This window comes from Pseudomonas sp. NBRC 111123, assembly GCF_001320205.1.
Taxonomy (GTDB): domain Bacteria; phylum Pseudomonadota; class Gammaproteobacteria; order Pseudomonadales; family Pseudomonadaceae; genus Aquipseudomonas; species Aquipseudomonas putida_J.
The window spans coordinates 1-22,984 of the sequence record NZ_BCAZ01000017.1 but is presented as its reverse complement, the minus strand read 5'-3'; the positions used below and the strand labels follow the sequence as shown (position 1 = coordinate 22,984).

The following is a 22,984-nucleotide window of genomic DNA, read 5'->3' as shown; positions in this document are numbered from 1 at the left end:
TGTGAAGATCGCAACAGTGATCCGACATCACGGCTTGGCAGCCGTCAGAGGGGCCCGGTATCACATGAGCTTGAGCCTAGACCCGTTTGCCAGTGATGCCGAATGGTGAGCTGTTACAATTCTTTGCCCGTCAGTAGACCCAGACTTCCACTCGCCGGTTACGCAAGCGGCCTTGCTCCAGGTCATTGCCAGCGACTGGCAATTCATCGCCCATGCCTGTCACCTCCAGCACCTCGACGCCACCGCGTGCCAGTTCGCGGCGTACTGCCTGGGCGCGCAGGCGCGATAGCAGGGCTGCACGGCCAGGTGTTTCCTTGGGGTCGCCAAAGCCAACCAGCACCGCCTTGCTTTGCAGCTTGCCGGCCTGGCGCAGGTATTCGGTGACCCGCTGCACATCGCGCAGGGCCTTGTTGTCGAGGCTGGCGCTGCCTTCCTGGAAACGGAAGTTGACGCTCAAGCGTTGCGCCTGCTGGGCCAGGCTGCGGTAGCGCGGTGGCATGTCGGCCTGCGCCGGTACCGGTTGCGCGTTGACTTGCTGCGAGACAAAGCCCTGTGCAGCGACGATGGCCTGGCCGGCCGGGCTCTGGGCGAAGTCCGCCAGCGCTCGGGCCTGGGGTTTGGCATTGGCCGGCAGGTAGAAGTACAAGCGGCGTGACAGTGGGTAGTCTTCGCTGGCCACCAGCTGACGGTCCGGCAACATGGCCGGTGCATCGCCCTCGGCCACCGCCAGCACCTTGGCCCCGTGCACGGCTGCCAGGCTGCTGAAACCGATAGCCTGGCGGTCGGCGCCGACCCGCTCGGCCAGCGCTTCGCTGGACTCGAAACGCTGCGCCTGGCTGGCCAGTTCGCCATGCTGCGGTTCCAGCACCAGTGCCTTGAAGGTCTCATAGGTCCCGGAGCGATCATCACGTGCATACAGGTGAATGGCACCGCCGGCCACGCCCAGTTGCTCCCAGCGCCGTATCTGCCCGGAGAAGATTTGTGCCAATTGCTGGGTCGTCAACTGTGGCAGGGGGTTATCGGGGTGGACGATCACCGCCACGCCGTCCAGGCCGATGACCTGTTCGGCGTTGGCCGAGCGCAGGTCGCCCAGAGCCTTGAGCTGGCGCACCTCGGCGTCGCTGATGGGGCGTGAGGCCGCAGCCAGGTCGGCATTGCCCTGGCTCAGCGCGGCAAAGCCGGTGCTGGAACCATGCGCCGCGACGTCGATGCGCAGCGCCTGCCCGTGGGCATCGCGTGCGGTGATCACGGTCTCGTTCGGCACTGCCCCCGGTGATTGCTGGATGTCCGTCGCCTGTTGCGCCCACAGATGCCCCTGCACCAAGGCGGGCAACAGCGCCGCGCCCATGGTGTTTGAGCCTTGCACGCGCAGGTGGCCAGCTTCGGCCAGGGCCGTCAGCGGGAGCAGGGGAAGCAGCAGGAGCAGCAGGCGGAGCATGCCGGGCGACCTTGTGGCATAGAGTTGCCCGGCAGATTACGACGCAGGCGTGACCGAAATGTGACTGTCAGGCGGCGTTCAGCGCCTCGACGATGGCTTGGCCGACTGCCTGGGTCGAGCGGCTGCCGCCCATGTCAGGCGTGGTCGCACCGCTGGCAATGACCGCCTCGATGGCCTGCAGGATGTCATCGTGTGCTGTCTGGTAACGGCTGTCAGCCGTTTCCTTGCCGAGAAACTCGAGCATCAGCGCGCCCGACCAGATCATGCCGATCGGGTTGGCGATGTGCCTGCCGAAGATGTCCGGTGCCGAGCCATGCACCGGTTCGAACAACGACGGGAATTTGCGCTCGGGGTTCAGGTTGGCCGACGGCGCGATGCCGATGGTACCGGTGCAGGCTGGCCCGAGGTCAGAGAGGATGTCGCCGAACAGGTTGGAGGCCACCACCACGTCGAAGCGCTCCGGCTGCAGCACGAAGCGTGCGCAAAGGATGTCGATGTGCTGCTTGTCCCAGCTGATCTGCGGGTAGTGTGCGGCCACGGCGGCGGTGCGCTCGTCCCAGTAAGGCATGCTCACGGCCATGCCGTTGGACTTGGTGGCCGAGGTCACATGCTGACGCGGGCGATTGTGCGCGAGCTCGAAGGCATATTCGAGAATCCGGTCGACGCCACGGCGGGTGAACACCGATTCCTGCAGGACGAATTCGTTGGCGGTCCCTTCGAACATGCGCCCACCCAGCGACGAGTACTCGCCTTCGGTGTTCTCCCGCACCACCACGAAGTCGATATCGCCAGGCTGCTTGCCGACCAGCGGGCAGGGTACGCCGGGGAACAGGCGCACCGGGCGGATGTTCACGTACTGGTCGAAGTCGCGGCGGAACTTGAGCAGCGAACCCCACAGGGAAATATGGTCAGGCACCTTGTCGGGCCAGCCGACGGCACCGAAGTACAAGGCGTCGAAGCCCTTGAGCTGGTCGAACCAGTCGTCTGGCATCATCTTGCCGTGGGCCAGGTAGTAGTCGCAGCTGGCCCACTCGAAGAACTCGAACTGCAGGTCCAGGCCGTGCTTGCGGGCGGTGGCTTCGAGCACGCGGATGCCTTCGGGCAGCACTTCATTGCCGATGCCGTCACCGGGGATCGCGGCGATCTTGAAAGTCTTGGTCTTGGTCATGGCCACACCTTGTGTCTGGGGATCTGATGTGGGCCATGCTATAAGCGTTTGCTTCATGGATAATCAGCCAGTTCATGCATTCTTGGTGTACGTATCGTGAATAATCTGCCGAGCCTCGACGACCTCGAGATCTTCCTTCAAGTGGCCCGCCGCGCGAGTTTTGCGGCGGTGGCCGACGCCCGCGGCATGTCGGCGGCGTTCGTCAGCAAGCGCATCCGCCTGCTCGAGGCGGACCTGGGGGTGCGCCTGCTGCACCGCACCACCCGGCGGGTGACGGTGAGCGAGGAGGGCGAGCGGGTCTACCAGTGGGCGCAGCAGATTTTCGAGGCCCTGCAGCGCATGGGCGATGACCTGGACGCCGGCCAGCGCGAGCCGGCCGGGCAGTTGCGCATCGCCAGCAGCCTGGGCCTGGGCCGGCGGATGGTGGCGCCGGCGTTGTCGGAGCTGGCGGCGCGCTACCCACGGCTGGACATACGCCTGGACGTGCATGACCGCCTGGTGGACCTGGCGGCCGAGGGGGTCGATCTGGACATCCGCGTCGGCGACCAGATTGCCCCGAACCTGATCGCCAAGCGTCTGGCGCGCAACTGGCGGGTGCTGTGTGCGGCGCCGGATTACCTGGCCCGGCGCGGCACGCCGAAGACCCTGGCCGACCTGGCCAGCCATGACTGCCTGGTGATCAAGGAGCGCGACCATCCGTTCGGTCTCTGGCACCTTGAAGGGCCTGCTGGCGAGGAAAGTGTGCGGGTTACCGGCGCGCTGTCGAGCAACCACGGTGAAGTGGTGCACCAGTGGTGCCTGGACGGGCGCGGGATCGTGCTGCGGTCATGGTGGGATGTGCACGACAGCCTGGCCGATGGCCGGTTGGTGCAGGTGCTGGAAGGGTATCGGCAGAGTGCCGATATCTGGGCGGTGTATACCGCGCCGCTGGCCGGGTCGGCCAAGGTGCGGGTGGCGGTGGCGTTCTTCCGCCAGTATTTCACCGAGAGGTTTCAGATCCCGGGCTGACAGTGCCGGCCCTTCGCGGGTAAATCGGGGCGCCGAACCGCCGCTCCCACAGGTACTCCACTGCATTCAAATTTTGTGCAATGCCTGTGGGAGCGGCGGTTCGGCGCCCCGATTTACCCGCGAAGGGCCGGCACAGCCATTAACCCGCTGGGATCAATGCGCCCCGGCCGACTTGCTCAGGTCACTTTCCGCCCACTCGGTGTAGATGCAGGCATCCGCCACCGCCCAGCGCACTTTCACGTTATCGCCCGGCTGCATCGGCATCCCGGCGGCCGAAAGCGCCTTCACCGTCAGCTCGGTACCGCCGGCGGTCACCACATGGCAAGTCTGGCTCTCGCCCAGGAACAGCACCTCTCCCACCTTCGCAGTTACCTCGTTCCAGCCCGCAGGCAATGGCTCCCGTGCGGCCTGCTCGGCAGTCAGGGCCAGTGCTTTTTCCGGCCGCACCATGATCAGCGCATCCTGTTGCGCGGTGAGGCCTGGGGTCAGACGAATCGCCACCGGCTGGCCCTCGAAGCTGCCTGCACCATTGCTGTTGGCCTTGATCCGCAGGAAGTTCGAGTTGCCCAGGAACGACGCAACAAAAGCATTTGGCGGGTTCTGGTAAAGGTCGTAGCCGGTACCCAGGCCAACGATCTTGCCATGGCTGAAGATGGCGATGCGCTGGGACAGGCGCATGGCTTCTTCCTGGTCATGGGTCACGTAGACGATGGTGATGCCCAGCCGGCGGTGCAGCTGGCGCAATTCGTCCTGCAGGTCTTCGCGCAGTTTCTTGTCCAGAGCGCCGAGCGGCTCGTCCATCAGCAGGATGCGCGGCTCGTACACCAGCGCCCGGGCAATCGCCACACGCTGCTGCTGGCCACCGGACATCTGCGACGGCTTGCGGTGGGCGAATTGCTCCAGCTGCACCAGCTTGAGCATGGCATCGACGCGCTTGGTGGTCTCGGTGGCGCTGAGCTTGCGAATGGCCAGCGGGAAGCCGATGTTGTCACGCACGTTCAGGTGCGGGAACAGCGAGTAACGCTGGAACACCATGCCGATGTCGCGCTTGTGCGGCGGCACGTTCACCAGCGATTGGCCTTCGACCAGGATCTCGCCGCTGCTTGGCGTTTCGAAGCCGGCCAGCATCGACAGCGTGGTGGACTTGCCCGAGCCGCTGGAGCCGAGGAAGGTCAGGAACTCGCCGTCCTGGATCTCCAGGTCGAGGTTGTCCACGGCGGTGAAGTCGCCGTAGTGCTTGTTCAGGCCACGCAGGCTGACCAGGGTCTTGCCGTGCGCGTTGTCTTTGATGACTGCACTCATTGTTGTTTTCTCCGCACGCTCAGGCGTTGACTTCGGTGCGCCGGCGCAAGGCGGCGGCAATGAACATGACAAGCAGCGACAGGCCGATCAGCAGGGTCGAGGCCACGGCGATCACCGGGCTCAGATCCTGGCGCAGGGTGGTCCACATCTTCACCGGCAAGGTCTGCAGGTCGGGGCTGGCCATCATCACGCTCAGCACCACTTCATCCCACGACACCAGGAAGGCGAACAGGCCACCGGCGATCATGCCCGGGCGAATCGCCGGGAAGGTCACCTTGAAGATCGCCTGCAGGCGCGAGGCACCACAGATCACCGCAGCATCCTCGATCGACTGGTCGAACAGCTTCAGCGAGTTGATGATCGAGATGATGGTGAAGGGCAGGGCGACGATCACATGGCTGACCACGAAGGCGAACAGCGTGCCGGTGTAGCCCAGTTTGAGGAACAGCGCATACACCGCCACGGCGATGATCACCAGCGGCACGATCATCGGCATGGTGAACAGCCCATAGAGCATTTCGCGGCCAGGGAAGCGGCCACGCACCAGGGCGAAGGCGGTAGGCAGGCCGAGCAGCACGGCAGCGATGGTGGTCAGCACGGCGACCTTGAGGCTGGCCAGGGCGGCGTCCATCCACTCCGGGTTGGAGAAGAACTGGCCGTACCACTTGAAGGTCCAGCCCGGCGGCGGGAACACCAGCCACTGGGACGAGCCGAACGACAGCAACACGATGAACACCACCGGCAGCAGCAGGAAGGCCGCGATGACCCCGGTGGTCAGGTACAGGCCCGTACGCAGCGGGCGGCCCATGGCATTGGGAGACAGGAGCATGGCGGTTTACCTCGCGTTGCCAACCGGCGATTCCGGCTGCAGCTTCAGGTACAGGTAGAAGAGCACCAGGGTGATGACCACCAGCAGTGCGGCGGCGGCGCTGGCCAGGCCCCAGTTGAGGAACGACTGCACCTGCTGGATGATGAACTCAGGCAGCATCATGTTCTGTGCACCCCCGAGCAGGGCCGGGGTGACGTAGTAGCCCAGAGACATCACGAACACCATCAGCGCCCCGGAGAACAGCCCCGAGCGGCACAGCGGCAGGAACACTTTCCAGAAGTTGGTCCACGGGCTGGCGCCGCAGATCGAGCCGGCCTGCAGCACCATCGGGTCGATGGCGTGCATGGTCGCCTGCAGCGGCAGCACGATGAACGGGATCATGATGTAGCTCATGCCGATCACCACGCCGGTGAGGTTGTGCACCATCTCCAGCGGGGTATCGATGATACCCATGGCCATCAACGCCTTGTTGATCACCCCCGAGCTCTGCAGCAGCACCAGCCACGAGTAGGTGCGTGCCAGCAGGCTGGTCCACATCGACAGCAGCACGATGTTCAGCAGCCAGCGGCCCCAGCCATTGGGCACCAGGGTGATCGCCCAGGCCAGCGGGAAGCCCAGCAGCACGCTGATCAGGGTGACCACGCCGGCCACCGAGAAGGTGTTGAACAGTACCCGTGCATAAGCCGAGTTGGCGAACAGCTGCTCGTAGTTGCCCAGCCCTGGCGTTGGCTCCAGCACCCCGCGCAGCAACAGGCCGATCAGCGGGGCGAAGAAGAACAGGCCCAGGAACAGCAGGGCCGGCAGCAGGTTGCGGCTGCCTTTCCATCGTTGGCTCAGGCTGACGCGGCGCGGGGCCGTTCCCGGGGCGCCGGTGCCCGTGGGGGCACCTTGCGCGTTATGCAGGGCGTTGATGGCGACTTTCATTTGACCAACCACTCATTCCAGCGGGCTGCGATGGCCTGACCGTTTTTAGCCCAGTAGGCGAAGTCCAGGGTGACCTGGTCCTGGGCGTAGGCGGTCGGCAGGTTCGGCGCGAGGTCTTTGTCGAGCTTGGCCACGCTGTCGATGTTCACCGGGGCGTAGGCGGTCTTGTTGGCGAATGCGGCCTGGCCTTCGGCGCTGCTGGCGTTGGCCAGGAACTTCATGGCCGCGTCCTTGTTCTTCGAACCTTTCGGGATGACCAGGAAGTCGGCCATGACCAGGTTCTGCTTCCAGCTCACGCCCACCGGTGCACCGTCTTGCTGCAGGGCATAGACGCGGCCGTTCCAGAACTGGCCGAGCGAGGCTTCACCGGAGGCCAGCAGTTGCTGCGACTGGGCGCCACCGCCCCACCAGACGATGTCTTTCTTGATGGTGTCGAGCTTCTTGAAGGCGCGGTCCAGGTCCAGCGGGTAGAGGTCTTTGGGGGCTACGCCGTCGGCCAGCAGGGCCAGTTCCAGCACGCCGGGGCTAGGCCATTTGTAGAGGGCGCGCTTGCCAGGGTAGGTCTTGGTGTCGAACAGCGCGGTCCAGTCGACCGGCTTGTTGGCACCGAGCTTGCCTTCGTTGTAACCGAGCACGAAGGAGAAGAAGAACGAGCCGACACCGTGATCGGAAACGAAGCGCGGGTCGATCTTGTCGCGCTTGATCTGGTTGAAATCGAGGGGTTCGAGCAGGCCTTCGCTGGCGGCACGCAAGGCAAAGTCGGCTTCGACGTCGACCACGTCCCACTGCACGTTGCCGCTTTCGACCATGGCCTTGAGCTTGCCGTAGTCGGTCGGGCCGTCCTGGACGACTTTGATGTCGGTCGATTTGCTGAAGGGTACGGCCCATGCTTCTTTCTGGGCGTCCTGGGTGGTACCGCCCCAGCTGACGAAATTGAGGCTGTCGGCGGCCTGGGCGGCCTGACATGCCAGGGTCAGCAGGCTGGCGGACAGCACTGCGGTTACACGTTTGCTCAACAGCATGGTTACGCCCTCGTTGCTTTTGTTATTCGAGGCGGGGCTTCTGGTGCGCCCGCCAACAGTGTTCGGGGAGCAGCTAAAACAAAGTGTCTTGTGGCCGTTTGTAATTGTAGGTGCCGGCCTGCAGATTCAAGGTCTACGGGATATCATATTATGGTATTCCAAACTTTTGGCAAGAGGCATGAGGCGACCGGCCATCACTCCGTCCTCATCAGACTGCCGCAGCACTTGTAGAAGCGGCCTTGTGTCGCGAAAGGGCCACGAAGTGGCCCCAGGGTTTCGGCGTCGACACATGAATTGCTGGAGCCGCTGTGCGGCCCTTTCGCGACACAAGGCCGCTCTTACAGGGCCCGTGTCAGCCAACCATGCTCGGCTCGAACGGAATGCTCTGTACCACTTCCAGCTCATAGCCGGCCAACCCTGCATACTTCAGCGGCGGGCCCAGGTGACGCAGCTTGCCCACGCCCAGGTCCTGCAGAATTTGCGCACCGGTACCGACCTCCGAATACACCTTCGACTGCCCACGCTGGTAGGGACGAATCGGTTGGGTCAGCTGCGGCACGCGTTCGAGCAACGCCTGGGAAGACTCGTGGTTGGCCAGGATCACCACCACCCCGGCACCTTCCTCGGCGACTTTCTGCAACGCCGCCCAAAGCGTCCAGTTGGCGGGCCCGGCGTATTCGGCACCGACCAGGTCGCGCAGCGGGTCGATCACATGCACCCGCACCAGGGTCGGCTGCTCACGCCGTATATCGCCCATGACCATGGCCATGTGCACGCCGCCTTCGATGCGATCCTCGTAGGTCACGAGGCGGAACGTGCCGTGCACGGTCGGCAGCTCGCGCTCGCCGATGCGCTTGATGGTCTGCTCGGTGCTCAGGCGGTAGTGGATCAGGTCGGCGATGGTGCCGATCTTGATGTCGTGTTGCGCGGCGAATACTTCCAGGTCGGGGCGCCGGGCCATGGTGCCGTCATCGTTGAGCACCTCTACGATCACCGAGGCCGGGATAAAACCGGCCAGCCGGGCCAGGTCACAACCGGCTTCGGTGTGCCCGGCGCGGGTCAGCACACCGCCTTCGCGGGCACGCAGGGGGAAGATGTGGCCGGGCTGCACCAGGTCTTCGGGGCGGGCATCGGGCGCCATGGCGGCGGCCACGGTGCGTGCCCGGTCGGCGGCGGAGATGCCGGTGGTGACGCCGCTGGCGGCTTCGATCGACACGGTGAAAGCGGTGCTGAACACGCTGCCGTTGGCCGGTACCATTTGCTCCAGGCCCAGGCGCTGGCAATGATCGTCGGTCAGGGTCAGGCAGATCAGGCCGCGTGCTTCACGGGCCATGAAGTTGATGGCTTGGGCGTCACAGCGCTCGGCAGCGATCAGCAGGTCGCCTTCGTTTTCCCGGTCCTCGTCGTCCACCAGCAGGACCATCTTGCCTTGCCGGTAGTCCTCGAGGAGTTCCTCGATGGTGTTGAATGCCATGTTGCACGCTCACTGTGGTGGGGTGATTTTATGGTATACCATCATACACAAATATCGTTGTAACAGGAGAGCAGCGGATGAAGGCCTATTGGATCGCCCACGTCGATGTGACCGACCCCGAGCAGTATCAGCAGTACACCCAGCGCGCTCCCGCTGCCTTCAAGGCATTCGGCGGCCGCTTCCTGGCCCGCGGCGGGCGCAGCGAGGCGCTGGAGGGGCGGCCCACTCCACAGCGTAGCGTGGTGATCGAGTTCGATTCGTATGAGCAGGCGCTGGCGTGCTACCGGTCCGAGCTGTACCAGGAGGCGTGCAGCCATCGCCAAGGGGTGGCAAAGGCTGAGGTGATCATCGTTGAAGGGTTCGAGCCTTGAGTGAAGGCTGATGGCCCTTTCGCGGGTAAACCCGCTCCCACAGGTGCACCACAAGTTTCGAATTCAGTGATGTTCTTGAGGAGGCCCACAGGTACATCACAAGTTTCGAATTCAGTGGTGTTCCTGTGGGAGCGGGTTTACCCGCGAAGAGGCCGGTCCTGCTTATGGCATACCGGGAAGTTCATTGGGCCGCAGGTCGAACACCAGCACTTCGGCATCCAAGCCATTGCCCAGCTCCAGCAGCTGTTCCTGGCGCACCCGCACGCCGTCGCCTTCATTCAGCACCTGGCCATTGAGCTCGATGCTGCCACGAGCCACATGCACATAGGCATGGCGGTTTTCCGGCAAGACCAGCGACGCGCGTTCCGCTCCATCAAACAGCCCGGCATACACCCGCGCGTTCTGCCGTACCTGCAATGACCCCTCGGCCCCATCCGGCGAGATGATCAGGCGCAACTTGCCGCGCTTCTCCTCGGCACTGAAGTGCTGTTGCTGATAACGCGGTGTCGCCCCTTTGACGTTGGGCACGATCCAGATTTGCAGGAAGTGCACCGGCTGCGCCTGGCTGTGGTTGAACTCGCTGTGCGCCACGCCGTGGCCGGCACTCATCAGCTGAACATCGCCCGGCCGGATCACCGAGCCAGTGCCCAGGGTGTCCTTGTGCTCCAGTGCGCCTTCAAGCACATAGGAGAAGATTTCCATGTCGCGGTGAGGATGCTCGCCAAAGCCTTTACCGGCAATGACACGGTCATCGTTGATGACCAGCAGGTCGGAGAAACCCTGCTCGTCGGGGTTGCGGTAATGGCCAAACGAGAAGGTGTGGAAGGATTTCAGCCAGCCATGAAAGGCCAGGCCGCGGTCTTGAGCGTTACGGACGGTGAGCATGGTGAATTCTCCTTGAAACGCCGAGGCTGAAAGGGCTGGCGGCTGTTGGAAAAAGACCCGCCTGGGCGGGTCTTTTGTTGTCAACGAGTCACTGCAGATGCACCTTCAATTCCCCAGCCGCCTGGCGCATCGCCGCTTTTACTGCTGGCACCTGGCTCAACGGGTTGAGCAGCCCATAGTCATGGATCATGCCGTTGTACCGTACTGAGGTCACCGTTACGCCCGCCGCATTCAGCTTGCGTGCATAAGCCTCACCCTCGTCCCGCAGCACATCGAATTCGGCAGTCTGCACCAGTGCTGGCGGCAGGCCCTTGAGCTGCTCGCTGCTGGCGCGCAGCGGCGAGGCGTCGATCTGTTCCCGAGCCTTGGCGTCGGTGGTGTAGTTGTCCCAGAACCATTTCATCATCCCGGTGGTGAGGAAGTGCCCCTCGGCAAACTGCTTGTACGACGCAGTCTCGAAGCTGGCATCGGTCACCGGCCACAGCAGCAACTGGAAGCGCAGTGCCGGGGTGCCGGCCTCTTTGGCCTTGAGCGCAACCACTGCCGCCATGTTGCCGCCAACGCTGTTGCCTGCGACGGCCAGGCGCGTGCCGTCGACACCGATTTCCTTGCCGTGTTCGGCCACCCACTGGGTTGCGGCGTAGGCCTGGTTGATCGCCGTCGGGTAGTGCGCCTCTGGCGATGGGGTGTAGTCCACGTAGACCGCCACCGCGCCAGAGCCGACCACCAGGTCCCGGATCAGCCGCTGGTGGGTCGGGAAGTCGCCGAGCACCCAGCCGCCGCCGTGGAAGAACATGAACACGGGCAGGTCACCTTTGACATTGGCCGGGCGCACCACTTGCAGCTTGATCGACTGGCCGTTGGCCGTGATGGTGCGTTCCTTGACCTCGATACCGGACAGGTCGACCTTCACCGAAGCCTGGGCGCCGGTCAGCACGGCGCGGGCGTCTTTCGGGCTGAGCTGCTCGAGCGGCTTGCCACCCCCTTGTTCCAGCGCTTCGAGGAAGGCCTGGGTGTGCTGTTCGACGCCTGGGCTGCCGGCGGCGAATGCGGTCGATACGGACAGGGCGAGGAGGGAAGCGGTGAGGCCCTTGTGGACAATGTTCATGCGCGAATCCTTTTCTGTTCAAGTGTTGGTATTGGGCGTCTTGCCTGGCCTTCAGGGCCATCGCTGCGACCTGTGTGTAGATTAAGACGATGCGCTTTCGAGAAAAAGCCGCTATAAAGCGTTTGACTGTCACCAAGAGCGAGACAATGAACCCCTACGAAGACATGCGCATCTTTGCCCAGGTCATGGAGGCTGGTAGTTTCACCGCCGCTGCCGACCGCCTGGGCATGTCCAAGCAATCGGTCAGCCGCCGCCTGATGCAGCTCGAAGAGCGCCTTGGCGTGCGCCTGCTCAACCGCTCCACCCGGCGCCTGGACGCCACACCGCTGGGCCAGCACTATTACCAGTCGGCGCTGCGCCTGCTGGGCGAGGTGCAGCAGGTGGAGCACGACATCAGCGGCCAGGCCCAGGCCTTGCGCGGCACCTTGCGCGTCAGTGCGCCGCTGTCGTTCGCCATGGCTCACCTGGGCTGCCTGCTGACCGAGTTTCTGCAGTTGCATCCCCAGGTGGATGTGGAGGTGGACCTCAGCGACCGCCCGGTGGACCTGATCGGCGAGGGCTACGACCTGGCGCTGCGTATCGGTGCGCTGGAGGACTCCAGCCTGATTGCCCGGCGCATTGCCGATGTCGCGCGGGTGTATTGCGCGAGCCCGGCCTACCTCGACGCACGTGGCGTACCGGCCAAGCCGGAAGCGCTGGCCGAACATGATTGCCTGCCCTACGGGCACTCGCGGCAGGTGCAGTGGCAGTTCCGCCAGGGCGGCAAGGTGCAGACGATCCAGGTGAGCGGGCGCATGCGGGCGAACAACGGCGAGTTGCTAAGGGATGCGGCGATTGCCGGGATGGGGGTGACCTATTTGCCGACCTTCATCGTCGGGCAGGCGCTGGCGGACGGGCGGCTGGTGACGGTGCTGGATGAGTGGGCGACGCCAGCGTTGCAGCTGTCGGCGGTGTACCCCCAGCACCGCCAGGTGGCGCGGCCGGTGCAGGGGTTTGTGAACTTCCTGCGCGAGCGGTTGGTGCAGCTGTAAAGCTGGGGCTGCTTTGCAGCCCTTTCGCGACACAAGGCCGCTCCTACAGGCGATCGCATTCCCCCTGTAGGAGCGGCCTTGTGTCGCGAAAGGGCCGCAGAGCGGCCCCCAGGGATATCAAACCTCCAACTCGTCCACCCCAACCCACCCACCCTCGAACTCACCCATGGCATCCAGCACCGCTTCCTGGAAATACGCCAGCGACGCCCTGTCGAACAGCAGCTGCAACGCCGGTAGCTGATCACTCCCGACATTCACCACGATCACATTGATCCGCGCCGCCGAAGTCTGCGCCACGGCCCCGACCGCAAACGCCTGCGGACGCAAATCGACCCCGCACAACTTGGCCATCACCGCACTGCAGTGTTCCCCCGACAGCTGCAACCAGGCATGGCTGTCCTGGCGCGGCAGCAGGTAGTTGCGCCGGGCATCCTGCACCCAAGCCTGTTCTTCGGCGGCTACCCGTGCACCCTGGTCGGCAAAGCTGCCCAGCAACAGATACTCGCTGGCCGACAGGCGCGCCACCCAGCTGCCGTCATCCTGGCGCAACGCCTGGTTGGGCAGCGCTGGCAAACGGTATCCACGCTCCTGCAAATACGCCGCACTGTCCCCCCCGCGAAACCCGACCCGCGCCAGGTTGGTCAGGTCGCTCAACGCACAGGTGTGCAGCAGCTCGGTCCGGGGGCTGCGTGGGATGAAGGCTTCGGCTTTCAGACGGGTCATGGCTCAGAGCTCCTGGCGCAGGTTGTCGGGGTCATGGAAGGGCAGTTGCACCACCTTGGCATTGACCATCAGGCCGCCTTCAACGCGGATCGGGATGTGCATGCCAGGCGTCGCCTGATGGGCGCTGGCGTAGGCCATGCCGATGATCTGCCCCAGGGTTTGCGAGTACTCGCAGGAGGTGACGTTGCCGCTGATGTCCGGGCCGTCCAGCACCAGGTGGCCTTCCAGTGGCTGCGGGCTGCCTTTGGGCAGGGTGAAGCCGACCAGCTTGCGCTTGAGTGGCTGGGCTTCGAGGATCTCGATCGAGCGCTTGCCGACGAAGAACGGCTTCTTGCGGCCGATCGCCCACTGCATGTCGATTTCCGCCGGGTGGGTCATGCCGTCGGTGTCCTGGCTGATGATTACGTGGCCTTTTTCCAGGCGCAGCAGGCGCTGGGTCTCGACGCCGAAAGGGCGGATGCCCAGCCCTGCACCGGCCTGCATCAGGGCGTCCCACAGGCGCTCGGCGTGGCGCGCCGGCACGTGCACTTCGTAACCCAGCTCCCCGACGAAGCCGACGCGCAGGATACGCGCCGGGATGCCGGCCACCGTGCCCAGGCGTACACCCAGGTAGGGGAAGGCAGCGGCCGACAGGTCGACATCGTCACAGACCTTGGCCAGCACCTGGCGCGACAGTGGCCCGGCCAGGTTGACCGCAGCCAGCGCGGCAGTCACGTTGGTGATGTCCACGTCCAGGCGCCACTGCGCGTTCCACTTGAGCATCTGCTGGTAGATGCGGTCGACGCCGCTGGTGGTGGTGGTGACATAGAAGTGCTGCTCGGCCAGCCGCGCACAGACGCCGTCGTCGATCACCACGCCGTGCTCGTTGGTCATCAGCGCATAGCGGGTGCGGCCGATGGGCAGCTTGGCGAAGCCGAAGGTGTACAGGCGCTCCAGCAGCTCGGCGGCGTCCGGGCCGCGCACATCCAGGCCTCCGAGGGTGGAGACGTCGATCAGGCCGACTTTCTCGCGCACATGGCGGGCCTCCTCCTGCATGCAGCGCTCGCGCTCTTCGGGCTTGCCGTAAAAGGCCGGGCGCTGCCAGATGCCGGCAGGCATCATCTTCGCGCCGGCTTGCAGGTGGCGGCGGTGCATTGGCGTCTGCCGGTACGGGTCGAATGCGCGACCGGCGACATGCGCCAGCTTCTCTGCCTGGAACGGCGGGCGGGCGGTGGTCACCCCGGTTTCGCTGATGCTGCGGCCGGTGGCCTGGGCCACCAGGCGCGCGGTGGGCAGTGCCGAGTGGCGGCCCTGGGACGGGCCCATGCCGACCGTGGAGAAGCGCTTGACCAGTTGTATGTCGCGGTAGCCGCTGCGGGTGGCGTTGACGATATCGCGCACTTGCAGGTCCTCGTCAAAGTCGACGAAGTCCTTGCCCTTGGGGTGTGGGAAGATCGGCCAGGGGAAGTTGATCTTGGCCTCGGCAACGTAGGCCGATGGCGTAGGTGCTTGCAGGCCCAGCGCGGCGAGTGCTTCAGCAGCGCCGCGGCTGGCGTCGGTTAGCACGTTGTCCAGGCGGTGGCGGCCGTTCACGGAGCCTGCGATACCCAGCCCGGCTGGCAGGTTGCTGATGGCGAACTCGTCACGGTTGACGTCATAGGCCAGCTTGCCACCGGCCTGGCACAGCAGTTGGTACACCGGCATGTAGCCGGCGGACATGCACAGCAAGTCGCAGGCCACACGCAGGCCCTGCTCGGCAACCTTGCCCTGGCCAGTGACCGGGCGGATGTCCGCGCCCGTGACATGGCGCAGGCCTGCTTCGTGCAGGGCTTCATAGACGGTGCAGCCCAGGTGCAGGGGAATGTCGCGGCGCTTCAGCTCGCTGGCCAGCGCGGCATCGGCAGGCGCGGCGCGCATGTCGACCAGGGCGGCGACGGCCACGCCTTGCTCCTGCAGGTCGAGCGCGGCCAGGTAGCCGTCATCGTGGCCGGTGAGGATCACCGCACGCTGCCCCGGCTTCACGGCGTAAAGCTTCATCAGCCGCTGCGCGGCACTGGTCAGCATCACCCCGGGCAGGTCGTTGTTGCGGAATACCACGGGCTGGTCGAACGAGCCGGCCGCCACCAGGCAGCGCGTGGCCCGCACCTTGTACAGGCGTTTGTGCTGGATCACCGGCAGGTAGTTGTCGGTGAACCAGCCGTTGCAGGTGGCCTCGCACAACACCTGTATGTTCGGGTGCCCTTCGACGGCGGCCAGCAGTTCCTTGCGCAGGCTGCTGGCGCGGCTGCCGGCGATGTCGAAGCGGGCGTAGGTCAGCGAGCCGCCCAGTACCGGCTGCTGCTCGACCAGCAACACCTTGGCCCCGGCATTGGCCGCGTCCAGCGCAGCGCGCAGGCCAGCCGGGCCAGCACCGATGACGGCGACATCGACAAACAGATAGGCCTTGTCGTAATACTGCGGCCTGAAGCCCAGGTCCAGCACGCCGAGGCCGGCCTTCTTGCGGATCAGCGGCTCCCAGACCTTCCACATGCCCTTGGGCTTGTAGAACGAGCGGTAGTAGAAGCCCACTGGCATGAAGCGCGAGAACTTGCCCAGATAGGCGTCGCGGTCGTGCTCCAGGCTGCCGCTGAAGTTCTGCCCGGTGACCACCTGGCCATCACGGGCGGCTTCCATGTCGGCCAGCACGTTGGGCTCTTCGGGTAGTTGCACCAGGGTATTGGCGTCCTGCCCGGCCATGCTCAGCGGGCCACGCGGGCGGTGGTATTTGAACGAGCGCGACAGCAACCAGCGGCCGTTGCCAAGCAGGGCGCTGGCAATGGTGTCACCGGCAAAGCCCGAGCAGGCCTGGCCGTCGAATTCGAAACGAACGGGCCGCTCGCGGTCGATCAGCAGGCCCATGGGCGCGGGGAGGCGAGTGAGGCTGTTCATCCGGCGATCTCCGGGGTGGCGGCGGGGCTGAAGTCGACGCGGCGGTCGAACAGTTGTTTGGGATCGAAGGTGCGCAGTACCTGGTCGCTGACAGTGTGGCGCTCGGCCAGGAACCAGTAGCTGGAGGCGTTGTGCAGCCACCATTCGATGACCACGCCGGCCAGGTTGTCGCTGTTGAACACGTAGTCGGCCCACTCGGCGTCACTGCAACTGGCCGGGTCGGGCATGTGCTTGAACTCGCCGCCGTAGGTGAACTCGCTGATGTTGCGCGGGCCGTTCAAGGGGCAGGTCAGGATCTTCATCGTCGTATGCTCCTAGTGGCTGGCCGCAGTGGCGCCCATTTCGTTGACTTGCTGGAAACGGCTGAAGCGCTCCAGGGCGAATGGCGCAATCATGTCTGGCACCTTGCCGCCGCTGGCGACCAGCTCGGCCATGGTCTTGCCGCAGATCGGCGTCGCCTTGAAGCCCCAGGTGCCCCAACCGGCATCCAGGTAATAGTTCTCGACCGGCGACAGGCCCATGATCGGGCTGTAGTCCGGGGTCATGTCGGTCATCCCGGCCCACTGGCGCATCAGCTTGGCGTTGGCCATGAACGGGAACATCTCGATGGCATGGGCCAGCAGGCTTTCCTTGAGGTCGAGGGTGGAGCGGGTGTTGTACAGCGGGTACGGGTCGGAGCCGCCGCCGAAGACGATCTCGCCACGGCTGGTCTGCTGCACGTAGCAGTGCAGCGCCGAAGAGCTCACCAGCGGGTCGAGGAACGGTTTGAACGGCTGAGTGACCATGGCTTGCAGCGGGTAGGTGTGGATCGGCGCGCGGATGCCCGCCTTGGCCATCAGTAGCGAACTGGCACCGGCCACCGCCTGCACCACGCAACCGCACTGCACGGTGCCGCGGTTGGTCTTGACCGCTTCGATGCGGCCGTTGCGGATCAGCAGGTCCTGCACGTCGGTCAGCTGATGGATCTCCACGCCGCGCTTGGCGGCCTGCTTGGCGTAGCCCCAGGCCACCGCATCGTGGCGCGCGGTGGCGCCGTCGATGTGCCACAGCCCCGCAAGCACCGGCAAGTGCCCGGGGTCGAGGTTCAGGCTCGGCACCAGCTCGCGGATCTGTTGGCGGTCGATCATTTCGGTGCGCCCGCCGAAGTGCTTGTTCACCTCGGCGCGCTGGCGGAAGGCGCGCACTGTGGCGTCTGTGTGCGCCAGGGTCAGTTGGCCACGCTCGGAGTACATGATGTTGAAGTCGAACTCGTTGGACAGGTTCTGGAACATCCGCACCGATTCTGCGTAGAAGCGCACGCCCTCGGACGTCAGGTAGTTGGAGCGGATCACCGCGGTGTTGCGCGCAGTGTTGCCGCCGCCCAGGTAGGCCTTTTCCAGCACCGCGACATGGGTCACGCCGTGGTACTTGGCCAGGTAGTAGGCGATGGCCAGGCCATGGCCGCCGCCGCCAATGATCACCACGTCGTAGCGTGGCTTGAGTTCGCACGGTGGCGGCAGGTCGACCTCCACCGGGTAGTCGGCGCTCAGGCCGTATTTCAGCAGGGCGAAAGGCATGCGGTGCGCTCCGGGTGGGCGGCCTGTTGCTGCAGGTCGAGGGCGAGCAGGGTGTTTTTCATCAGGTAGGCGATGGTCATCGGGCCGACGCCGCCGGGCACCGGGGTGATGGCGGCGACCTGGGGCAGTGCGGCGGCGAAGTCGACGTCACCGACCAGGCGGCTGTGGCCGGCCTCCTCGATGCGGTTGATGCCGACGTCGATCACCACCGCGCCGGGCTTGAGCCAGTCGGCACCGATCAGGCGCGGCTTGCCGACGGCGGCGACGACGATATCGGCCTGGCGGCACAGTGCTGGCAAGTCGCGGCTGCGCGAGTGCACCACGGTCACCGTGCAGTCGGCCTGCAGCAGCAGGGCGGCCATGGGTTTGCCGACGATGTTCGAGCGCCCGACCACCACCGCATGCTTGCCGCGCAATTCGCCGCAGGCATCGCGCAGCAGGCGCATGCAGCCGCTGGGTGTACAGGGGGTGAGCACGTCACGCCCCTGGGCCAGGCCGCCGACGTTTTCGCTGTGGAATCCGTCGACGTCCTTCAGTGGGCTGATCGCCTGGAGAATGCGGTGTTCGTCCACATGCTTGGGCAACGGCAATTGCACGAGGATGCCGTTGACCCCGCAGTCACGGTTGAGCCGGTCGATCAAGGTCAGCAGCTGCGCCTGGGTGGTGTCGGCTGGCAGGCGGTGTTCCAGCGACCGGATGCCCACTTCCTCGGCGCGCAGCACCTTGTTGCGCACATACACCTGGCTGGCTGCGTCGGCCCCGACCAACACCACTGCCAGGCCCGGCTGCACGCCAGCCTGGCGCAAGCGTTGCACCTGCTCGCGGACCTCGGCCAGCACCCGCGTCGCAGTGGCCTTGCCGTCGATCAGCTTGATGCTGGGGATGACGTTCATTTGAAGATCACCGTGCGGTCGTGGTTGAGGAACACCCGGTGTTCGAGGTGGTACTTCACTGCGCGGGACAGGGCGATGGTCTCGGTGTCGCGGCCGATCGCCACCAGGTCGCCGGGGGCGTAGGCGTGGTCCACGCGCTGCACTTCCTGTTCGATGATCGGGCCTTCGTCGAGGTCGCTGGTGACGTAATGGGCGGTGGCGCCGATCAGCTTGACCCCGCGCTGGTAAGCCTGGTGATAGGGTTTGGCACCCTTGAAGCCGGGCAGGAACGAGTGGTGGATGTTGATCGCCCGGCCCGACAGCTGGCGGCACAGGTCATCGGAGAGGATCTGCATGTAGCGCGCCAGCACCACCAGCTCGGTGCCGGTGTCCTCGACGATGCGCATCAACGCGGCTTCCTGCTCGGCCTTGGTCTCTTTGGTCACCGGCAGGTAGACGAAGCGGATGCCCTGGCGCTCGGCCATCGGCCGCAGGTCGAGGTGGTTGGAGACCACGGCGGTAATCTGCATGTCCAGCTCGCCTTTGGCGTGGCGGTAGAGCAGGTCGGCCAGGCAGTGGTCGAACTTGCTGACCATCAGCAACACGCGCAGCGGCCGGGCACTGCTGTGCAGGCTCCAGTCCATGTCGAAACGCCGGGCCACGTCGGCGAAACCCGCTTCCAGTTGCGGGGTGTCACCCGTGATGCCGGTGTTGTAGCGGAACACGGCGCGCATGAAGAAGCGGCCATTGTCCTCGTCGTCGAACTGCGCCATCTCGCTGATGTAGCAACCGTGCTCGGCCAGGTAGGTGGTCACCGCGGCGACGATGCCTGACACGGCCGGGCAACTGACGCGCAGGATGAAGTGATCGGGAGCGGGGTACATGTCGGATAGGCCTCGTGATGGAGTGGGGCAGGTCGGGCACAAGGGCAAAAGAAGTTTCGCGGCGGGCGAAGTGATGTTTCTTGGTGGGAATATAAATTTCCCTTGGGCGATTTATAGGCGAAGCGAGGGGGTGCGGTCTAGTGGTTTGTGAAATTTTTTATCCTGTCAGGAAAGTTCTGGTCAGGCGTTCACCGCGAACTGGCCGTGAGGCTATGATTGCTCCATGAGCTCCCCACCCCCGCTTCGCCAACCGTGCCCCCCTGGCGCCTGTGACTGCGGCCGCGAACACCTGGTCGAGCACCCGCCGGCGGCCCAGCGCATCCTGCTGCTCACCCGCCAGGAAGAAAAGCGCCTGCTCGAACGCTTGGAACACCTCAAGGACCTCGAAGACCTGCAGCGTCTGCAGCTGAAGCTGTACGAAAACCTCGGCATCCGCGTGCACATCAGCCCAGGCTTCAACGAGGTACGTACCATGCGCGGCATCGTTATTGAACTGGACGACCAGCCCGGCCTGTGCCGCAAAACCCGCCAGTCGATCCCGGCCGCGATCCGCCGGGGCCTGGAACGCAATCCAGAGGTGGCGTTCCGCTTGCTGGATGCTCACGACCTGTTGCGTAACACCTGAGAGCAGGCGCGTTTTTTGTTGGAGCGGCCTTGCCGGGGCGCTAATTTTTATGAAGCGTCCTACGTCTACCTGAGAACCTCCCTGCGCCAAGCGCGCAGCGGCATCCAACACTCAAGGAGACAGGCAATGACTTCCGTATTCGACCGCGACGATATCCAGTTCCAGGTAGTGGTCAACCACGAAGAGCAATATTCCATCTGGCCGGACTACAAGGCCATCCCCGAAGGTTGGCGCGCGGTGGGCAAGAGCGGCCTGAAGAAGGATTGCCTGGCCTACATCGACGAAGTGTGGACCGACATGCGCCCCCTGAGCCTGCGCCAGCAGATGGCTGAAGCTGCCGCTCAGTGACCACGCTCAACCTGCTGTGCCTGCCTTACTCCGGGGCCAGTGCTATGGTCTACAGCCGCTGGCGGCGCAAGCTGCCGGCCTGGCTGCAGGTGCGCCCGGTAGAGTTGCCCGGGCGCGGCGCGCGCATGGGCGAGCCGCTGCAGACCGACATGCAGGCCTTGGCCCGGCAGCTGGCCAGCGAGCATCGGCTGACCGCCAACGCCCCATACGCGTTGCTTGGCCACAGCCTGGGCGCTTTGCTGGCCTTTGAGCTGGCCCACGAACTGCACGCGCTGGGCTGCCCGCCACCGTCCGCGTTGTTCGCCTGCGGCACCGCAGCGCCGACCCGGCGCGAGGACTATGACGGCAACAACTGGCGCGTGCCCAAGAGCGACGATGAACTCAAGCACGAGCTGCGCGAGCTCAACGGCACCCCGCCAGAGGTGCTGGACAACGCCGAGCTGATGAGCCTGACGTTGCCGATCCTGCGTGCCGACTTTCTGCTCTGCGGCCGTTACCTCTACCGCCAGCGGCCGGCCTTGCCGTGCCCACTGCACGTGCTGGGGGGCGAAGCGGATCGGGCCAGCGCAGAGCAACTGCAGGCCTGGCGCCAGGAGACCCACGGCACGTTCACGCTGCAGATGTTCCCTGGCGGCCACTTCTTTATCCATGAACACGAAGACCAGGTGCTCGGCGCGCTGACGCAGGCCCTTGAAGCGCATAGGCTTTCTGCCTGATTGACGCCGCCGCCTGCCTGGGGGAGGCTAGGCCTTTTCCCAGGCAAGGGGCAGACAATGCTGATCGAACATCGCAAGGCCACGCTGCTGGTCGTCGACATCCAGGAAAAACTCATCGGCGCCATGAGCGACCCGCAAGGCACCGGCGACCGCGCGCGCTGGTTGCTGGCCGCCTGTGCCGACCTGGAGCTCCCGGTGGTGATTTCCGAGCAGTACCCCAAAGGTCTGGGCCATACCTTGCCTGCACTGCTCGCCGCTGCCCAGGCTGCCGAGGTGGTGGAAAAGACCCATTTCTCGTGTGTGGCCGCCGAGTGCCTGCCCGCCAGCCTGATGGCCCGCGAGCAGGTAATCGTCTGCGGCATGGAAACCCACGTCTGCGTGCTGCAGACCGTGCTCGGCCTGCTGGCCCTGGGCAAGCAGGTGTTCGTGGTCGAGGATGCCTGTGACAGCCGCACGCCGGCCAACAAGGCGGCGGGGCTGGCACGCATGCGCCAGGCCGGGGCGCAGGTGGTGACCCGGGAAATGGTGTTGTTCGAGCTCATGGGCAGCGCCAGCCACCCGCAGTTCCGCCATATCAGCAAGACCTACATGGTCGGTGAACAGCCCTGAACGGGCGGCTGCTGGCGGCAGGGCTGATGGCCCTGGCGCTGTTGCAGGGCTGCGCCGGGCGCCACGAGGAAGAACCTGAAGCCGACCCGGCCAAGGTGCGTGCCCAGCTGCTGCGCCTGTTGCCAGCGCAGGCCAAGGACCGCGAAGGCTGGGCCAAGGACATCCAGTTGGCCTTCGAGGCTCAGCGCATCACGCCGAGCAAGCGCAACCTGTGCGCCGTGCTGGCGGTGACCGAGCAGGAGTCGACCTTCAACGCCGACCCGCAGGTGCCAAACCTCGGGCGCATCGCCCGCGAAGAAATCGACCGCCGTGCGGCGCGCCTGCACATCCCCGGTCTGCTGGTCGACGGCGCACTGAAGACCCCCTCGGGTAACGGCCAGAGCTATCAGCAGCGCCTGCTGGCGGTGCGCAGCGAGAAGCAGCTGAGTGCGCTGTACGACGAGTTCATCGCTCGCCTGCCACTGGGCAAGACCTTGCTTGGGGACTTGAACCCGGTGCACACCGGTGGGCCGATGCAGGTCAGCATCGAGTTCGCGGAAAAGCACGCCAAGGATTATCCCTACGCCTACGACGGCACCATTCGCCAGGAAGTGTTCAGCCGCCGTGGGGGCATGTACTTCGGTATTGCCCACCTGCTCGGCTACCCGACGCATTACGAACGGCAGCTGTACCGCTTCGCCGATTTCAACGCGGGTTGGTACGCCAGCCGTAATGCCGCGTTCCAGGCAGCCTTGAGCAAGGTCACGGGGGCGGACCTGGCGCTGGATGGCGACCTGATCGCCCCGGGTTCGATCATGCCCGGCAGCACCGAGCAGGCAGCGCGCAAGCTGGGGGTGAAGCTGGGGCTGCGTAATCCACAGATCCGCAGCCAGCTGGAATTGGGGGATAGCCTGGCGTTCGAGGACAGCAAGCTGTACAGCGGCGTGTTTGCCCTGGCCGATGCGGCGGCAGGCAAGCCGGTGGCGCGGGCGGTGCTGCCCGGGATCGAGCTGAAGAGCCCGAAGATCACCCGCAAGTTGACCACTGCGTGGTTTGCCGGGCGGGTGGATGAGCGCTATGAACGGTGCATGAACCGGTAGTTTTTTTGCCTGTACCGGTTTCTTCGCGTCGGTTTGCGTGGGGATGGCGTCAGGGCCATCCTGTGCTCGCCATGACAGGTTCAGCGCCTATGGAATCGAGCGCCG

23 protein-coding genes are annotated in these 22,984 nt (G+C 65.0%); 8 read left to right on the top strand and 15 right to left on the bottom strand.

Features of this window, described 5'->3' with window-relative positions; translation table 11 throughout:
- Positions 1-130: 130 nt before the first annotated feature.
- Entirely contained in the window at positions 131-1,438 is a 1,308-nt protein-coding gene (locus tag APH27_RS11115; protein WP_060484818.1) for a substrate-binding domain-containing protein, read from the bottom strand.
- Positions 1,439-1,505: 67 nt separating this feature from the next.
- Positions 1,506-2,606 carry a tartrate dehydrogenase gene (locus tag APH27_RS11110; protein WP_060484817.1) on the bottom strand — a complete coding sequence of 367 codons (1,101 nt, stop codon included), beginning with the start codon at positions 2,604-2,606 and terminating at the stop codon, positions 1,506-1,508.
- Between the two features lie 96 nt (positions 2,607-2,702).
- Here APH27_RS11110 and APH27_RS11105 point away from each other — a divergent pair, with 96 nt between their 5' ends.
- A complete protein-coding gene (locus APH27_RS11105) occupies positions 2,703-3,614 on the top strand; it encodes a LysR substrate-binding domain-containing protein (RefSeq protein ID WP_027919922.1) in 912 nt (303 codons plus the stop codon).
- Between the two features lie 153 nt (positions 3,615-3,767).
- Here APH27_RS11105 and APH27_RS11100 read toward each other — a convergent pair whose 3' ends face one another.
- From APH27_RS11100 to ribBA, 5 genes are all read right to left on the bottom strand, one after another.
- Positions 3,768-4,916: an ABC transporter ATP-binding protein gene (locus APH27_RS11100; RefSeq protein WP_027919923.1), complete on the bottom strand. Its 1,149-nt coding sequence runs from the start codon at positions 4,914-4,916 to the stop codon at positions 3,768-3,770.
- A gap of 19 nt (positions 4,917-4,935) precedes the next feature.
- The gene (locus tag APH27_RS11095) at positions 4,936-5,745 is read right to left on the bottom strand and encodes an ABC transporter permease (protein ID WP_027919924.1); all 810 of its coding nucleotides are present in this window, start codon (positions 5,743-5,745) and stop codon (positions 4,936-4,938) included.
- Between the two features lie 6 nt (positions 5,746-5,751).
- The gene (locus APH27_RS11090; protein ID WP_033696399.1) at positions 5,752-6,669 is read right to left on the bottom strand and encodes an ABC transporter permease; all 918 of its coding nucleotides are present in this window, start codon (positions 6,667-6,669) and stop codon (positions 5,752-5,754) included.
- A complete protein-coding gene (locus tag APH27_RS11085; protein ID WP_027919926.1) occupies positions 6,666-7,691 on the bottom strand; it encodes a polyamine ABC transporter substrate-binding protein in 1,026 nt (341 codons plus the stop codon). Before APH27_RS11085 ends, APH27_RS11090 begins: the two co-directional genes overlap by 4 nt.
- 352 nt (positions 7,692-8,043) lie before the next feature.
- Positions 8,044-9,165: a bifunctional 3,4-dihydroxy-2-butanone-4-phosphate synthase/GTP cyclohydrolase II gene (gene ribBA, locus APH27_RS11080; protein WP_060484816.1), complete on the bottom strand. Its 1,122-nt coding sequence runs from the start codon at positions 9,163-9,165 to the stop codon at positions 8,044-8,046.
- Between the two features lie 77 nt (positions 9,166-9,242).
- Here ribBA and APH27_RS11075 point away from each other — a divergent pair, with 77 nt between their 5' ends.
- Positions 9,243-9,536: a DUF1330 domain-containing protein gene (locus tag APH27_RS11075; RefSeq protein ID WP_060484815.1), complete on the top strand. Its 294-nt coding sequence runs from the start codon at positions 9,243-9,245 to the stop codon at positions 9,534-9,536.
- A 162-nt stretch (positions 9,537-9,698) separates the two neighbouring features.
- Here APH27_RS11075 and APH27_RS11070 read toward each other — a convergent pair whose 3' ends face one another.
- Positions 9,699-10,421, bottom strand: a complete 723-nt coding sequence (locus tag APH27_RS11070) for a pirin family protein (RefSeq protein ID WP_060484814.1) — start codon at positions 10,419-10,421, stop codon at positions 9,699-9,701.
- 88 nt (positions 10,422-10,509) lie between these two features.
- Positions 10,510-11,529 (bottom strand): alpha/beta hydrolase, encoded by a 1,020-nt coding sequence (locus APH27_RS11065; protein WP_060484813.1) that lies wholly within the window; start codon positions 11,527-11,529, stop codon positions 10,510-10,512.
- A gap of 146 nt (positions 11,530-11,675) precedes the next feature.
- On the opposite strand from APH27_RS11065, the gene APH27_RS11060 reads away from it, so the two are divergent.
- Positions 11,676-12,560 carry a LysR family transcriptional regulator gene (locus APH27_RS11060; protein WP_060484812.1) on the top strand — a complete coding sequence of 295 codons (885 nt, stop codon included), beginning with the start codon at positions 11,676-11,678 and terminating at the stop codon, positions 12,558-12,560.
- 117 nt (positions 12,561-12,677) lie between these two features.
- On the opposite strand, the gene APH27_RS11055 is transcribed toward APH27_RS11060, so the two are convergent.
- The 6 genes from APH27_RS11055 to purU are packed head-to-tail and all read right to left on the bottom strand — an operon-like array spanning position 12,678 to position 19,502.
- The gene (locus tag APH27_RS11055) at positions 12,678-13,283 is read right to left on the bottom strand and encodes a sarcosine oxidase (protein WP_060484811.1); all 606 of its coding nucleotides are present in this window, start codon (positions 13,281-13,283) and stop codon (positions 12,678-12,680) included.
- A 3-nt stretch (positions 13,284-13,286) separates the two neighbouring features.
- Positions 13,287-16,190 (bottom strand): FAD-dependent oxidoreductase, encoded by a 2,904-nt coding sequence (locus APH27_RS11050; RefSeq protein ID WP_060484810.1) that lies wholly within the window; start codon positions 16,188-16,190, stop codon positions 13,287-13,289.
- Complete coding sequence (locus APH27_RS11045; RefSeq protein ID WP_027918503.1) at positions 16,187-16,492, bottom strand: sarcosine oxidase subunit delta; 306 nt, start codon at positions 16,490-16,492, stop codon at positions 16,187-16,189. The genes APH27_RS11050 and APH27_RS11045 overlap by 4 nt, the downstream gene beginning before the upstream one ends.
- A 12-nt stretch (positions 16,493-16,504) precedes the next feature.
- Positions 16,505-17,746 (bottom strand): FAD-dependent oxidoreductase, encoded by a 1,242-nt coding sequence (locus APH27_RS11040; RefSeq protein ID WP_027918504.1) that lies wholly within the window; start codon positions 17,744-17,746, stop codon positions 16,505-16,507.
- Complete coding sequence (folD, locus tag APH27_RS11035) at positions 17,728-18,639, bottom strand: bifunctional methylenetetrahydrofolate dehydrogenase/methenyltetrahydrofolate cyclohydrolase FolD (protein WP_060484809.1); 912 nt, start codon at positions 18,637-18,639, stop codon at positions 17,728-17,730. Before folD ends, APH27_RS11040 begins: the two co-directional genes overlap by 19 nt.
- Positions 18,636-19,502 (bottom strand): formyltetrahydrofolate deformylase, encoded by an 867-nt coding sequence (gene purU / locus APH27_RS11030; RefSeq protein ID WP_060484808.1) that lies wholly within the window; start codon positions 19,500-19,502, stop codon positions 18,636-18,638. The genes folD and purU overlap by 4 nt, the downstream gene beginning before the upstream one ends.
- Positions 19,503-19,725: 223 nt before the next feature.
- On the opposite strand from purU, the gene APH27_RS11025 reads away from it, so the two are divergent.
- From APH27_RS11025 to APH27_RS11005, 5 genes are all read left to right on the top strand, one after another.
- Positions 19,726-20,127 (top strand): hypothetical protein, encoded by a 402-nt coding sequence (locus APH27_RS11025; RefSeq protein ID WP_027918507.1) that lies wholly within the window; start codon positions 19,726-19,728, stop codon positions 20,125-20,127.
- A gap of 126 nt (positions 20,128-20,253) precedes the next feature.
- Positions 20,254-20,475, top strand: coding sequence for an MbtH family protein (locus tag APH27_RS11020; RefSeq protein WP_027918508.1), 222 nt, complete (start codon positions 20,254-20,256; stop codon positions 20,473-20,475).
- On the top strand, positions 20,472-21,191 hold the full coding sequence (locus APH27_RS11015) for a thioesterase II family protein (RefSeq protein ID WP_060484807.1): 720 nt from the start codon (positions 20,472-20,474) through the stop codon (positions 21,189-21,191). Before APH27_RS11020 ends, APH27_RS11015 begins: the two co-directional genes overlap by 4 nt.
- 57 nt (positions 21,192-21,248) lie before the next feature.
- Positions 21,249-21,800: a hydrolase gene (locus tag APH27_RS11010; protein WP_060484806.1), complete on the top strand. Its 552-nt coding sequence runs from the start codon at positions 21,249-21,251 to the stop codon at positions 21,798-21,800.
- A gap of 26 nt (positions 21,801-21,826) precedes the next feature.
- Positions 21,827-22,879: a DUF1615 domain-containing protein gene (locus APH27_RS11005; protein WP_060484805.1), complete on the top strand. Its 1,053-nt coding sequence runs from the start codon at positions 21,827-21,829 to the stop codon at positions 22,877-22,879.
- The last annotated feature ends 105 nt before the right edge of the window (positions 22,880-22,984 follow it).

Excerpts from the sequence above, each read along its gene's own strand:
- APH27_RS11115 (WP_060484818.1), bottom strand. The coding sequence starts at position 1,438 with ATGCTCCGCCTGCTGCTCCTGCTGCTTCCCCTGCTCCCGCTGACGGCC.
- APH27_RS11110 (WP_060484817.1), bottom strand. The coding sequence starts at position 2,606 with ATGACCAAGACCAAGACTTTCAAGATCGCCGCGATCCCCGGTGACGGC.
- APH27_RS11100 (WP_027919923.1), bottom strand. The coding sequence starts at position 4,916 with ATGAGTGCAGTCATCAAAGACAACGCGCACGGCAAGACCCTGGTCAGC.
- APH27_RS11095 (WP_027919924.1), bottom strand. The coding sequence starts at position 5,745 with ATGCTCCTGTCTCCCAATGCCATGGGCCGCCCGCTGCGTACGGGCCTG.
- APH27_RS11090 (WP_033696399.1), bottom strand. The coding sequence starts at position 6,669 with ATGAAAGTCGCCATCAACGCCCTGCATAACGCGCAAGGTGCCCCCACG.
- APH27_RS11085 (WP_027919926.1), bottom strand. The coding sequence starts at position 7,691 with ATGCTGTTGAGCAAACGTGTAACCGCAGTGCTGTCCGCCAGCCTGCTG.
- ribBA (WP_060484816.1), bottom strand. The coding sequence starts at position 9,165 with ATGGCATTCAACACCATCGAGGAACTCCTCGAGGACTACCGGCAAGGC.
- APH27_RS11075 (WP_060484815.1), top strand. The coding sequence starts at position 9,243 with ATGAAGGCCTATTGGATCGCCCACGTCGATGTGACCGACCCCGAGCAG.
- APH27_RS11070 (WP_060484814.1), bottom strand. The coding sequence starts at position 10,421 with ATGCTCACCGTCCGTAACGCTCAAGACCGCGGCCTGGCCTTTCATGGC.
- APH27_RS11065 (WP_060484813.1), bottom strand. The coding sequence starts at position 11,529 with ATGAACATTGTCCACAAGGGCCTCACCGCTTCCCTCCTCGCCCTGTCC.
- APH27_RS11060 (WP_060484812.1), top strand. The coding sequence starts at position 11,676 with ATGAACCCCTACGAAGACATGCGCATCTTTGCCCAGGTCATGGAGGCT.
- APH27_RS11055 (WP_060484811.1), bottom strand. The coding sequence starts at position 13,283 with ATGACCCGTCTGAAAGCCGAAGCCTTCATCCCACGCAGCCCCCGGACC.
- APH27_RS11050 (WP_060484810.1), bottom strand. The coding sequence starts at position 16,190 with ATGAACAGCCTCACTCGCCTCCCCGCGCCCATGGGCCTGCTGATCGAC.
- APH27_RS11045 (WP_027918503.1), bottom strand. The coding sequence starts at position 16,492 with ATGAAGATCCTGACCTGCCCCTTGAACGGCCCGCGCAACATCAGCGAG.
- APH27_RS11040 (WP_027918504.1), bottom strand. The coding sequence starts at position 17,746 with ATGCCTTTCGCCCTGCTGAAATACGGCCTGAGCGCCGACTACCCGGTG.
- folD (WP_060484809.1), bottom strand. The coding sequence starts at position 18,639 with ATGAACGTCATCCCCAGCATCAAGCTGATCGACGGCAAGGCCACTGCG.
- purU (WP_060484808.1), bottom strand. The coding sequence starts at position 19,502 with ATGTACCCCGCTCCCGATCACTTCATCCTGCGCGTCAGTTGCCCGGCC.
- APH27_RS11025 (WP_027918507.1), top strand. The coding sequence starts at position 19,726 with ATGAGCTCCCCACCCCCGCTTCGCCAACCGTGCCCCCCTGGCGCCTGT.
- APH27_RS11020 (WP_027918508.1), top strand. The coding sequence starts at position 20,254 with ATGACTTCCGTATTCGACCGCGACGATATCCAGTTCCAGGTAGTGGTC.
- APH27_RS11010 (WP_060484806.1), top strand. The coding sequence starts at position 21,249 with ATGCTGATCGAACATCGCAAGGCCACGCTGCTGGTCGTCGACATCCAG.
- APH27_RS11005 (WP_060484805.1), top strand. The coding sequence starts at position 21,827 with ATGGCCCTGGCGCTGTTGCAGGGCTGCGCCGGGCGCCACGAGGAAGAA.